The following is a 12,669-nucleotide window of genomic DNA, read 5'->3' on the forward strand; positions in this document are numbered from 1 at the left end:
CTGTTCCTGCCCCCGTATTAGTGCCCTGCCTGCATCGGTGCTGCTGGTGCGGCAGTGCGGTCGGGGTATGTTTCCTGCCACAGCTGCAAGTAGCAAACGCCCCGTTGGCACTTACCCTGCGCCCGGTAGCCGATGGCCGCGTAATGGGCAATCACTTCGGCGACGGTGCGTGGGTCGGCCGCACTGATCACTTGTATCAGCATGACGGGCTCCTTCAGGGCGCCTGCCCTGTAGCTGACTTATCGACCGCAGGCCGGGAAAGTTGAGCAAAGCGTGAGGAAGGCCGGGCGAAGCAGTGGGACTGAGGTGGACGGCAGGTTTGCCATCGAGGCATCACGCCAGTGCAAAGCCTGCGTCACAATCGCGCGGCACACTGCGCGCACTTCGCCGGCCGGCTTGCGCTGGCGGGTGGCTCCAGTCCGGTCGAGCCCGATGTGCCGGGCACCAATTTCGCGCCTCCGTGCCCAGCACGGGGGCGCTGGCGCTTGTAGCGGTGCTAGGCGTGCTTACGGCGTCAAAGCGGCTTAGGATGTGGCCATCCAAGCACAGCAGGGAGTGAGGCATGACGGGCAGCACGCTCGACCCATGGGAAATGGAAGCCTTGTGCCGCGGCGAGCACGCCGATCCTTTCGCCCTGCTGGGTTGGCAGCGCGCGCCGGAGGGCTGGTTGCTGCGCGCCTTTCTGCCCGAGGCGAAGGCGGTCAGCGTGCTGGATGCGGCGAACGGGCAGCTGCTGGCCGAGTTGTGCTGTCTGGATGCGCGCGGCCTGTTCGGCACCGCCAGTGCGTTGGCCGAAGCGCGCCCCTATCGCCTGCGAGTGCAGTGGCCGGGTAGCAGCCAGGAGCGCGACGACCCCTATCGTTTCCCGCCGCTGCTCAGCGATGCCGAGCTCTGGCATATCGCCGAGGGCAGCCACCGCCGCCTGTGGGACAGTCTGGGCGCCCATGCGCGCCAGATAGACGGTGTGGACGGTGTGGCCTTTGCCGTGTGGGCGCCGAATGCCAAGCGGCTGGCCGTGCTCGGCGATTTCAATTTCTGGGATGGCCGCTGCCACCCGATGCGCCTGCGCCGCGAATGCGGGGTGTGGGAGCTGTTCATCCCCGGCATCGGGCTGGGTGAGCCGTATAAGTACGAGGTGCTGGACTGGGACGGTCGGCGCGTGCACAAGGCCGATCCGCTTGGTTTTGCGGCCGAGCTGCGCCCAGCCACCGCTTCCATCGTGGCCGAACTGCCCGCCCCACCTGCGCCGGCCAAGCTGCGCCAGGATAGGGCCGTCGCAGTCAGCATCTACGAGGTGCATCTGGCCTCCTGGCGTAAGCGTGGTGAGCATTGGCTCAGCTATCGCGAGCTGGCCGAGACTTTGATTCCCTATGCGCTCGAGATGGGCTTCACCCATCTGGAGCTGTTGCCGGTGTCCGAGCACCCGTTCGATGGATCCTGGGGCTATCAACCCACGGGCCTGTACGCGCCGACCAGCCGCTTCGGCAGCCCGGCCGATTTTCGCGATTTCGTGGCCGAGGCGCATGCGGCCGGCCTGGGCGTGGTTCTCGACTGGGTGCCCGGCCATTTCCCCGAGGATGCACATGGCCTGGGCGCCTTCGATGGCAGCCATCTGTATGAGCATGCCGACCCGCGCGAGGGCTTTCACCGCGACTGGAACACGCTGATCTACAACTACGGCCGGCGCGAGGTGGCTAACTTCCTGGCGGCCAATGCGCTGTTCTGGCTGCAGTGCTATGGCGTGGACGGCCTGCGCGTGGATGCGGTGGCCTCCATGCTCTACCGCGACTACAGTCGCCCGGAGGGGGAATGGGTGCCGAATGTGCATGGCGGGCGCGAGAACCTCGAGGCGATCGGCTTTCTGCAGCAGACCAATCACTGGGTCGGGGTGGAAAGCCCCGGCAGCATCACGCTGGCGGAGGAATCGACCGCTTTCCCCGGTGTCAGCCGCCCACCCGAGTACGGCGGACTGGGCTTTCACTACAAATGGAATATGGGCTGGATGCACGACACACTCGCCTACTTCCGCCGCGAGCCTATCCACCGCCGCTATCACCAGGGTGAGCTGAGCTTCGGGCTCAGCTATGCCTTCTCGGAAAACTATGTGCTGCCGCTCTCGCACGACGAGGTCGTGCACGGCAAGGGCTCGCTGCTGGGCAAGATGCCCGGTGATGACTGGCAGCGCTTCGCCAATCTGCGCGCGCTGTATGGCTTTATGTGGACCCATCCGGGCAAGAAGCTGCTGTTCATGGGCGGCGAGTTTGCCCAGGCGCGCGAGTGGAACCACGACGCGAGCCTCGACTGGCATCTGCTGAGCGACCCGCGCCATGCCGGCGTGCAGCAGCTGGTGCGCGATCTGAACCGGCTGTATCGGCACACGCCGGCCCTGCATGTGCTCGATTGCGAGCCAAGTGGCTTCGAGTGGATGTGCTGGGACGATGCCGACAACTCGGTATTCAGCTTCGTGCGCCACGATGGGCGTGGCGGCCAGCTGCTGGTGCTGTGCAATTTCACCCCGCAGGTGCGCGAGTGCTACCGCGTGGGCGTGCCGGGTGCAGGGCGCTGGCGCGAGGTGCTGAATACCGATGCGGCCTGCTACGGCGGCAGCAATGTCGGCAATGGCGATGCCTGGGCTGAGCCGCATGCCGCGCATGGGCGCGCGCAGTCGCTGTGCCTGCGCCTGGCCCCGTTGGCCGTGCAGTGCTTTCTGAAGGAGGACTGAGATGGCATTGGCGCTGGGTCTGATCGCAGGCGATCCGTTTCGGCTGGGCAGCCATTACGACGGCCGCGGGGTGAACTTCGCCGTGTATGCGCTGAATGCCGACCGGGTCGAGCTGTGCGTATTCGACGCGAGCGGCAGCCGCGAGCTGGCGCGCCTGTCCTTGCCCGGCTGGCATGCCGGCGTCTGGCATGGCTATCTGCCCGGTGCCGAGCCGGGCCTGATTTATGGCTACCGCGCGCATGGCCGCTTCGCGCCCGAGCATGGCATGCGCTACAACCCGACCAAATTGCTGACCGACCCCTATGCGCGCCGCCTGCATGGCCGCTACAGCAATCAGCCTGATTACTGCGATCACGCACCGGGCGAGCCGCGCCGGCTTGATCTGCGCGATAACGCGCGCGATGCAGTGAAGAGTGTGGTGGCCGACGACGAGTTTGACTGGGGCGCATCGTGTCGGCCCGGCATTCCCTGGGCCGATACCGTGCTGTATGAGCTGCATGTGAAGGGCTTCAGCCAGCTGAACCCGGATATTCCGGCCGCGCTGCGCGGCACCTATGCGGGGCTGGCCCATCCGGCCAGCATCGACTGGCTGAAGTGGCTGGGCGTGACCACGGTGGAGCTGTTGCCGGTGGCGGCCTGTGCCGACGAGGGCCATCTGCAGGCGCGCGGGTTGGTCAATTACTGGGGCTATAACAGCCTGGCCTTCATGGCGGTAGAAAGCCGCTATGCCGCCAGTGCCGATGCGCTGGGCGAGTTCAAGCGCATGGTGAAGGCGCTGCACGAGGCCGGCCTGGAGGTGGTGCTGGACGTGGTGCTCAACCACACCGCCGAGGGGGGCGTGGGCGGCCCCAGCCTGAATCTGCGCGGGCTGGACAACCGTACCTATTACCGGCTTACGCCGGATGGCCATTGCGAGAACTGGACCGGCTGCGGCAATACCCTGAACCTGGCCGAGCCGCGCTGCTTGCAGCTGGTGCTGGATACGCTGCGCTTCTGGGCTGGCGAGTGCCAGGTGGATGGCTTTCGCTTTGATCTCGCCACCACGCTGGCGCGCGGCATGTATGGCGGTTTCGAAGCCTGGTCGGCCTTCTTTGCCGCCGTGCAGGCCGACCCCTTGCTCTCTCGCCTGAAGCTGATCGCTGAACCCTGGGACTTGGGACCGGACGGCTATCGCGTGGGCGGCTTCCCACCCGGCTGGGCCGAATGGAGCGACCGCTACCGCGACAGTCTGCGCAGCTTCTGGCTGCACCATGGCGTCAGTCGCGGCGAGTTCGCGCGCCGGCTCACTGCCAGCAGCGATTTATTCGAGCGGCGCGGGCGGTTGCCTTGGGCCTGCATCAACTTCCTGACCGCGCATGACGGCTTCAATCTGCGCGATGTGGTCAGCTACAACCAGAAGCACAATGAGGCGAATGGCGAGGACAACCGCGACGGCCACGGCCATAACCACAGCTGGAACGGCGGCGTGGAGGGCGAGACCGACGCTGCCGAAGTGATCGCCATTCGTGCGCGCCTGCGCCGGGCGCTGCTGGCCAGCCTGTTGTTCAGCCAGGGCACGCCCATGCTGCTGGCCGGCGATGAGATCGGCCATAGCCAGCAGGGTAATAACAATGCCTACTGCCAGGACAATGCAATCAGCTGGCTCGATTGGCAGCAGGCCGACCGTGGCCTGGCCGAGTTCACCGCCCGCCTGTTGGCGCTGCGGCGCAGCTACCCGGGCCTGCGCCATGCGCGCTGGCTGTCGGCGGTTGGACATGGCGGCTATGAGCGCGCCGATGTGCTGTGGCGCAATGCGGCCGGCCAGGCCATGACGCCGGCCGAGTGGGACGGGCGCGATGCCTTCAGCCTGGCGGTGGAGCTGAGCCCGGAAGGCGAGCGGCAGATCTGCCTGTTGCTGATCAATGCCGAGGCGAGCACCACACTATTTCAGCTGCGCCCTGGGCGCTGGTTGCGCGTGCTGGATACCGCCGACCCGGAGGCGGGCGACGCGCTGTTCCAGCATCAGGTCGAGGTGGACGCAAATGCGATCTGGCTGCTGATCCTGAACACCGAAGGTCGGGTGACCTGGTAGGGCTTTGCAGCCGGCCGCGCTACATGGACAATCGTGCGCCGACCGGGCTTGCCTGGCGACCACAATAAGATCCATGGACGAGGAAAACCGATGCGCGACAAGGTGGCCTGGTGGCCGCAATCGATGAATCCGCTCAAGGCCGGCGTGCGCATGCGCTGCCTGAATCCGCTCAAGCAGCTGCGCACCCAGGGGCTGCCGGTCGAGCTCTATCACGCCGAGCGCGCCGACCAGTATCGCGCGGTGATCGTGCAGGCCTGGGCGGCCTTTTCCACCAGTCAGGGGCATGACCCCGAGCATTTCCTAGCCGAGGTCGGCAGGCTCAAGCAGGCCGGCCTGCGCATCGTGGTCGACAACTGCGACAACCAGTTCTACAACCCGCGCCAGGATGCCGCTTGGGACGCTCAGCTGCAGCGCCTGCGCCGTTTGCTGGCGCTGGCCGATGTGCTGGTTTGCGCAACCGAGCAGCTGGCCGCGGTAACGCGCGCCGAAGGCTATACGGAAAAGCCGCTGTGGGTGATTGGTGACGCGATCGAGCAGCAGCACGACCTGCTGGCCGGCGACCCGTGGTTCAAGCGCCACCTGAACCCCAAGCGCCTTGGCCCCTACTGGGCGCTGCGCGAGCTGCAGCACTGGGTGGCTCAGCAACGCCGCCACGGCCGCCTGCCGCTGGTCTGGTTTGGCAACCATGGCGTGGCCTATGCCGAGGGCGGCATGGGCGATCTGCTGCACTGGCGCGCGCCGCTGGAAGCACTGCATCGCGAGCGCCCGCTGGCGCTGACCATCATCAGCAATCACGAGGCCAAGTACCGCCAGCTGTTTGCCGACTGGTCACTGCCCAGCCGCTATATGCAATGGAACCGGCTGACCTTCCTGCGTGCGCTGGCTGCCCACCACACCGCGCTGCTGCCGATAGGCCCGAACCCCTTCACCCTGTGCAAGAGCAATAACCGCCTGACCACCGCGCTATGGAATGGGGTCCGGGTGATTGCCGACCCACTGCCCAGCTATGTGGAATTCGCACCCTATGCCCAAGTGAATGGCTTGGATGAGCCGGCCCTGCAGGCCCTGCGTACGGCGGATGGTCGCGAGGTCCTACCCTCGGCAACCCGCAACTATCTGCGCGAGCACTGGCAGATCGAGCGCATTGCCCAGCAATGGGGCAGCCTGATCGATAGCCTGCTCTGAGCAGGTAGCAAAAAGCCCCGCAGCAGCGGGGCTTTTCTTTGCCAGTGAGGCGGCTTAGCGTGAGATGGGCTTGTAGCGAATACGCTTGGGTTTGGCACCTTCCTCGCCCAGACGCTTCTTCTTGTCGGCTTCGTATTCCTGATAGTTGCCGTCAAAGAAGGTCCATTTCGACTCGCCCTCGCAGGCGAGGATATGGGTGGCGATACGGTCGAGGAACCAGCGATCGTGCGAAATCACCATCACGCTGCCGGCGAACTCGAGCAGTGCATCTTCCAACGCACGCAGGGTTTCCACATCCAGATCGTTCGACGGTTCATCGAGCAGCAGCACATTGCCGCCGGCGATCAGGGTCTTGGCCAGGTGTAGACGACCACGCTCACCACCGGACAGCGTGCCGACGATCTTCTGCTGGTCGCCACCCTTGAAGTTGAAGCGGCCGATATAGGCGCGGCTCGGGGTTTCGTAGCGGCCGACCTGCAGGATGTCGCGCCCTTCGGCGATCTCGTCGAACACGGTCTTGTCGCTCGACAGCGCGCCGCGGCTCTGGTCCACATAAGCCATCTTGACCGTGTTGCCGATCTTGACTGTGCCGCTATCGGGCACATCCTGGCCGGCAATCATGCGGAACAGGGTCGATTTACCGGCACCGTTCGGGCCGATGATGCCGACGATGGCGCCGGGCGGCACCTTGAAGCTCAGGTCGTCGATCAGCAGGCGGTCACCAAAAGCCTTGCTGACGTTCTCGAATTCAATCACCTCATTACCCAGACGCTCGGCGATCGGGATGAAGATTTCCATCGTTTCATTGCGCTTCTGCTGCTCTTGCGAGTTCAGCTCCTCGAAGCGGGCAATACGCGCCTTGGACTTGGCCTGGCGAGCCTTGGGGCTCTGGCGCACCCATTCGAGTTCCTTGTTCAGCGCCTTCTGGCGTGCCGACTCGCTCGCTTCTTCCTGCTTCAGGCGGGCTTCCTTCTGCTCGAGCCAGCTCGAGTAGTTGCCCTTCCACGGAATACCGTGGCCGCGGTCCAGTTCCAGAATCCATTCGGCCGCATTGTCGAGGAAGTAACGATCGTGGGTAACGGCCACCACGGTGCCGGGGAAGCGCACCAGGAACTGCTCAAGCCAGTCCACCGATTCGGCATCCAGGTGGTTGGTCGGCTCGTCCAGCAGCAGCATGTCCGGTTTGCTCATCAACAGCTTGCACAGCGCCACGCGGCGCTTTTCACCGCCCGACAGCACGCCGACATTGGCATCCCAGGGCGGCAGGCGCAGCGCATCGGCGGCGATTTCCATCTGGGTTTCCAGGTCCTGGCCGGCGGCCGAGATAATCGCTTCGCAGCGCGCCTGCTCCTCGGCCAGCTTGTCGAAGTCGGCGTCTGGCTCGGCATAGGCGGCGTACACCTCTTCGAGCTTCTGCTTGGCTTCAAACAGCTCGACCATGCCCGACTCGACTTCGGCGCGCACGGTGTTATCGGGGTTCAGCTGCGGTTCCTGGGCCAGATAGCCAACCTTGATGCCGGCCAGATGCTGGACTTCGCCTTCGAACTCCTTGTCTACGCCCGCCATGATCTTCAGCACGGTGGACTTACCCGAGCCGTTCAGGCCGAGGAGGCCGATCTTGGCGCCGGGGAAGAAACTCAGCGAGATGTCTTTGATGATTTGCCGCTTGGGCGGGACGACCTTGCTCACGCGGAGCATGGACATGACGTATTGGGCCATGGAGGAATTCCGTTCGGAGTGACAGCTAAAGCGTGAGTTTAGCAAACGCGGCCCCGCTAGCGCTTGTCTGCGCGCAAGCCGCCGCGTTGCCGCTGCCTAGTCGGGCTTGCCGGCCTGCCAGCGCATGCGCTTGGGGTCGAGCAGCTGTTCGAGCGGCAGCGCGCTGTCGCGATAGGGTGCGCTCGGACTATGGGCGCGTTCGAACAGCTCGCGGCTCAGTTGTTCGAGGCCAGCCAGCGGGCGCCAGCGCTCGGGGTAGGCCTCCTCCGGCCAGGCGCGCAGGCCATCGAACACCAGGGCCAGATGGGGCGAGGCATGCGCATCACCTTGCTGGTCGAGCACGCTGGCCAGCCGGCTTGGGCCGAGGCGGCCAATTGCACGCTGATAAGCACGCAGGGCATCACTGCAGCGGACAAAGCCAAAGCCGGCCATCAGGCGGCGGAACTGGCGCGCCAGGCCCGGCCAGTCATCGAACAGCTGCTGGATGGCGGCCTCGCGCGCGTCGAAAGGCAGCAGCGGCTGGGTATCCATGCCGGCCTCCAGGCGCAGCGGCGGTGGCAGGGCAATGCCTTGCTGGCGGCAAGCCTTGCCGAGATTGGCGGCGAAGGCAGCCAGCGAAGCCTGCAGATTGCCGGCCACCTCATCCAGGTTCAGGCGGCCCTGCCCATCGGGGGCGACACCCCATAGGCCAAAATCGGCCGGACCGGTTTCCAGGGCAGGGTCATGGCCAAGGCGACCTGCCGACAAGGCCTGGGCAAACCAGATCTCGAATCCGGGCGGCGCCTGGGCATGCTGGCGCGGCACGCTATGGCTGGGCGCGCCGGGCAGTGGTAGGGCTGGATCAATGGGGGTGGCACGCATGGCGTGCCAAGGAGTGCAAACAGTGTGCCACCCTCGGCCGGCGAGCGGCGACCATGAAAGAGGCCCGCGCAGGGCGGGCCGTTCGGGCGGGCGTGGCCGTGTGCCTCAGGCCTTGGCGATGATGATCTTGTACTTATCCATCAGCTGCTCGCGCGTTTCGCGCATATCAGGGTCGAGCGGAATGCAGTCGACCGGGCAGACCTGCTGGCACTGCGGCTCATCGAAATGGCCAACACATTCTGTGCAGAGATTCGGGTCGATCTCATAGATTTCCGCGCCCTGCGAGATGGCGTGATTCGGGCATTCCGGCTCGCACACGTCGCAGTTGATGCATTCGTCGGTAATCATCAGGGCCATGATTCTTCTCGGCTTTTGGGCTAACGGGGCGCGATTGTATCACCGCGCCATGACTTGGCTTAGTGCGCTGGACAGCATGGAAATTCCCCTGCGCCTGGCACGCTGCAAATGCAAACGGCGCATCAAGGATGCGCCGTCCGGGTCTGCTGAGACGCCTGCTTACTTGGCCGAGCCGATCAGGTATTCCGCTGCGGCGTGGAATTCCTCGTCCGAACCTGAGTAGCCACCCTTGGCTGGCATGGCGCCCTTGCCAGCGATGGCGATCTTGATTGCAGCTTCGACACCATCCTTCAGGCGCGGCGCCCAGGCGGCCTTGTCGCCGAACTTGGGTGCACCGGCGGCGCCGCTGGTATGGCAGGCCATGCACACGCTGTCATAGATCTCCTTGCCCTTGACGGCAGGATCGATCTTGGCGACTGCACCCGCGGCGGCACCTGCCACGGCGGGTTCGGTGAACTTGCCACCGGCGGCATTGCCCATATAGGCCACGGCACGGGCGACTTCGTCGTCGGTCAGGTCGGCAGCACCGCCCTTGGCGGGCATGGCATTAAAGCCCTTGTTGGCGTGGTCGACCAGGGTGGCGAAACCCTTGCTCAGACGGGCAGCCCAGGCGCCAACATCGGCGAACTTGGGTGCGCCGGCCAGGCCTGCGTCATGGCAGGACAGACAGACGCTTTCGTACACGGCCTTGCCATTGCGGCTGCCGGGTGGGCCCGATTCATCCAGCTTGGCAAAACCAACCGGCTGCACTCGCGCAGCAATGGCTTCGTTGGTCATGCTGGGGCTGGCGGCGTCCAACATCATGCCGCCGGTAGCCAATTTGATAACCAGATAGATGAAAACCGGGATGCCGATGATTGCGGCGAGAATGATGCCGATCAGACCTTTGGCCGACATCTGGGATTCGGCTTGCGCTTCGCTCATGCTGCCATCCTTTTATTTGCGCTGTGGTAAGTGCCAGTACGGAAAAACCCCGCGATTATAGCGGGGATTAGCCCGCCCACCAATCGGCAGCCGCAGTGGCTGGACGCTTGCGGGCAAATCCGCTATTCTTGCGCGCCTCTTAAGCCGCGTCCGTAGCTCAGTTGGATAGAGTGTCAGTTTCCGAAGCTGAAGGTCCCTGGTTCGATCCCAGGCGGGCGCGCCAAAACCGAATATGCAAAAAGCCAGCGCGAGCTGGCTTTTTGCATTGCTGCCTACGCCTACTTCAGCCCAGATAGCGCGTCGACACGCGACGCTCGCTGACTGAGCCATCGCCCAGGCGTTCAAAGCGCCAGACGCTGGCGTTGGGCCGTGAGCTCACACAGGCGTGCAAGCCCTCATCGACAAAATGCAGCGCGGCGCCGTCATCGGCAGCCCAGCTGTCGGGTAGCTGGCCTGCGGCCAGATATTCGCGCAGGCGCGGCCGGCGTTCGGCTTCGCCATCCAGATGCGGGCAGGCGCCGCCGCGCAGCCAGCCCAAGCCGGCTAAGGGCGCCAACAGGCCGCTGGAATCGCTGAGCCCGGCTTCAAACCAGCACAACATGCCAGCGCTGATACCACCCAGCACACAACCTTGCAGATAGGCCTGACGTAGCAGCTGGTCCACACCCCATTCGCGCCAAAGCGCCAACATGGCGCGGGTATTCCCGCCACCTACGAAGATCGCATCCTGCGCGAGCAGGACGGAGGCTAGCCCTTGGGCCGGTGGGCGGAACAGCGACAGATGGCTGGCCTGGCAGCGGTAGCGGGCATGGGCGGCATAGAACTTCAATAGCTGCGCCTCGGCATCGCCGCTGGCCGTGGGTAGAAAGCAGATGCGTGGACAGGCCTTGCCGCTGGCATCCAGAAAGTACTGGTCGAGCAGCGGCGAGGACTCCATCGAGAAGCCGCCCCCGCCCAGCACGATCAGTTGGCGCATATCAGCCCCATGGGTATGCGGGTATTCGCTCGATCAGGCGAGTTGTGAGGTGCAGCAGGGGCAGCGGGTGGCTTTGAGGGGAATCGCACTGTAGCAAAAGCTGCATTCTTTGCTGCTTGCTTCAACGGGTGCCGGTGCTTCCTCGCGCTTGAGCTTGTTCAGGGTACGAATCAGCATGAAGACGGCAAAGGCGACGATTAGGAAGCTGATTACCGCATTGGCGAACAGGCCGAGATTGATCGTCACTGCACCGGCATCCTGAGCCGCTTTCAGGGTCTCGTACGGCCCGATGGCCTTGCTGCCTTCCTTGAGCACGATGAATAGATTGGAAAAGTCCACATTGCCCAGCAGCCAGCCTATCGGCGGCATGATCACGTCCTTGACCAGCGAATCGACGATCTTGCCAAAGGCGCCGCCAATAATGACGCCGACGGCCAAGTCGACCACATTGCCACGCATGGCGAATTCCTTGAACTCCTTGAGCATGTCTATCTCCGATTCGTAAGGGTGGCTGCAAATTAAAGGCCTGGCGGCATTGCGGTCAATATTTCTGCAGCTAGAGGCAAAGAAAAAGGCAGCCAAGGCTGCCTTTTTCTTTGCTCGGTCAAACCGCCATGGGGGCGATTAGAACGAGTGGTAAGCACCCACCGAGAAGTAGGAGGTGTCTTTGGTAGCGCCCGAGAAGTTCGTGGCCATGTATTCGGTCACGATATTGGTGCGCTTGGACAGCGGCACGGCCAGGCCAGCACCGTAGCGGACGAAGCGGCTGTCTTCCAGCTTGCCGATATTGTGCTTGAGCTTGTCGCCAACGATCACGCCGCCGTACAGCGAGTTGCCTTCCAGAGCGTAGGAAGCGTTCAGGATGTAGCTGTTACGCTTGCCGGTGCCGTAGCCAGCTTCGCTGAACACCGAACGGGTGAAGCCAGCGCCAACAGCCAGATCGCCAAAGGTGGTACCGCCACCCAGCAACAGGTTGTTCAGCTTGGAACCGTTCATGCGCAGGTTACGGCCCATATTGGCACCCACGATGTACCAATAGTCACCCAGCGTGCCCTTGACCGAGTAGCTCAGATTGGTAGCTTCTTTGGTCTTGGTGCTGTCGTTCTTGTTTTCGCCCACTGCATAGTCGACGGTAACGTCGAGGCCTTCCGCAGCATAGGTGTAGCGCACGGTATTGTCGGTGCGGTACTGGTACCCGGCATCATTCCGGTTACCGTCTGCATCGACCATCACCGGAACCAAGCCCGAATCGTTATAGGTTTGCAGACCGTAGTCGAACGGGGCAAAGCTATCAGCTTGATACCACAGGTCGAATTCTTCGTAAGCCTTGGTGAAGGCGCTCTTGCCACGACCCAGCTGGACGCCGCCGAAATCACCCTTCAGACCAACCCAACCTTCGCGGGTGGCAAAACCAGATGCACTTGCGTCGTCAGGTGCGACCTTGCTTTCGATCTGAAACCAGGCGCTCATACCATTGCCCAGCGATTCGGTGCCCTTCACGCCGATGCGCGACGATTGGCCGTCAATCTTGAACAAGCTGTCCTTGGTGTTATCAACCACGGCGGCAACGTTCACTTGACCGTACAGAATCACCTCGTCGCCAGCGAAAGCAGCCGGAGCAACGGCAGCGGCAACGGCCAGGGCGATGAATTTCTTGTTCATTGCGTCTTCCTTTATTGAAAAGTTTGGAATAACGGTGCTGCAAATTCTGACTGCTCATCCTCTGAAGCAGCGCAATACGTCGGCATGATAGGCGGCGGCGCAGCTTCTAAGCAACGCAGCATGAGGGGAGGCGTGCCTTGCGTTCAGCATGGCTTAAGCTGCTGGGTATTTCTAATGCATTGTTTGTAAAGG

11 protein-coding genes and 1 tRNA gene are annotated in these 12,669 nt (G+C 63.6%); 4 read left to right on the forward strand and 8 right to left on the reverse strand.

The features are described 5' to 3' along the window. Positions 1-17: 17 nt before the first annotated feature. Positions 18-203 (reverse strand): hypothetical protein, encoded by a 186-nt coding sequence (locus tag BT173_RS13655; protein WP_072429231.1) that lies wholly within the window; start codon positions 201-203, stop codon positions 18-20. 359 nt (positions 204-562) lie between these two features. Here BT173_RS13655 and glgB point away from each other — a divergent pair, with 359 nt between their 5' ends. The 3 genes from glgB to BT173_RS13670 all read left to right on the forward strand — a co-directional run bounded on the left by glgB (position 563) and on the right by BT173_RS13670 (position 5,978). Beyond that, the gene (gene glgB, locus BT173_RS13660; protein WP_072429232.1) at positions 563-2,722 is read left to right on the forward strand and encodes a 1,4-alpha-glucan branching protein GlgB; all 2,160 of its coding nucleotides are present in this window, start codon (positions 563-565) and stop codon (positions 2,720-2,722) included. Position 2,723: 1 nt separating this feature from the next. Next, complete coding sequence (glgX, locus tag BT173_RS13665; protein ID WP_072429233.1) at positions 2,724-4,793, forward strand: glycogen debranching protein GlgX; 2,070 nt, start codon at positions 2,724-2,726, stop codon at positions 4,791-4,793. Between the two features lie 90 nt (positions 4,794-4,883). Then, positions 4,884-5,978, forward strand: a complete 1,095-nt coding sequence (locus tag BT173_RS13670) for a glycosyltransferase family protein (RefSeq protein WP_072429234.1) — start codon at positions 4,884-4,886, stop codon at positions 5,976-5,978. Positions 5,979-6,032: 54 nt separating this feature from the next. Here the strand turns inward: BT173_RS13670 and ettA are convergent, their stop codons facing one another. From ettA to BT173_RS13690, 4 genes are all read right to left on the reverse strand, one after another. Continuing rightward, complete coding sequence (gene ettA, locus BT173_RS13675) at positions 6,033-7,697, reverse strand: energy-dependent translational throttle protein EttA (protein WP_072429235.1); 1,665 nt, start codon at positions 7,695-7,697, stop codon at positions 6,033-6,035. A gap of 96 nt (positions 7,698-7,793) precedes the next feature. Next, on the reverse strand, positions 7,794-8,558 hold the full coding sequence (locus tag BT173_RS13680) for a hypothetical protein (protein WP_072429236.1): 765 nt from the start codon (positions 8,556-8,558) through the stop codon (positions 7,794-7,796). 105 nt (positions 8,559-8,663) lie between these two features. Beyond that, entirely contained in the window at positions 8,664-8,915 is a 252-nt protein-coding gene (locus BT173_RS13685; protein WP_072429237.1) for a YfhL family 4Fe-4S dicluster ferredoxin, read from the reverse strand. A gap of 159 nt (positions 8,916-9,074) precedes the next feature. Then, positions 9,075-9,839 (reverse strand): c-type cytochrome, encoded by a 765-nt coding sequence (locus tag BT173_RS13690; RefSeq protein ID WP_072429238.1) that lies wholly within the window; start codon positions 9,837-9,839, stop codon positions 9,075-9,077. A gap of 146 nt (positions 9,840-9,985) precedes the next feature. Between BT173_RS13690 and BT173_RS13695 the strand changes: the two genes are divergently transcribed. Continuing rightward, positions 9,986-10,062: transfer RNA gene (locus tag BT173_RS13695), tRNA-Arg, on the forward strand. Between the two features lie 60 nt (positions 10,063-10,122). Here BT173_RS13695 and BT173_RS13700 read toward each other — a convergent pair. The 3 genes from BT173_RS13700 to BT173_RS13710 form a co-directional block, all read right to left on the reverse strand. After that, positions 10,123-10,815: a Type 1 glutamine amidotransferase-like domain-containing protein gene (locus tag BT173_RS13700; protein WP_072429239.1), complete on the reverse strand. Its 693-nt coding sequence runs from the start codon at positions 10,813-10,815 to the stop codon at positions 10,123-10,125. Positions 10,816-10,848: 33 nt separating this feature from the next. Beyond that, a complete protein-coding gene (mscL, locus tag BT173_RS13705; RefSeq protein ID WP_072429240.1) occupies positions 10,849-11,301 on the reverse strand; it encodes a large conductance mechanosensitive channel protein MscL in 453 nt (150 codons plus the stop codon). A gap of 138 nt (positions 11,302-11,439) precedes the next feature. Beyond that, positions 11,440-12,477: a porin gene (locus BT173_RS13710; RefSeq protein WP_072429241.1), complete on the reverse strand. Its 1,038-nt coding sequence runs from the start codon at positions 12,475-12,477 to the stop codon at positions 11,440-11,442. Between the last annotated feature and the right edge of the window lie 192 nt (positions 12,478-12,669).

Source organism: Chitinimonas taiwanensis DSM 18899 (genome assembly GCF_900119825.1).
Lineage (GTDB): Bacteria > Pseudomonadota > Gammaproteobacteria > Burkholderiales > Chitinimonadaceae > Chitinimonas > Chitinimonas taiwanensis.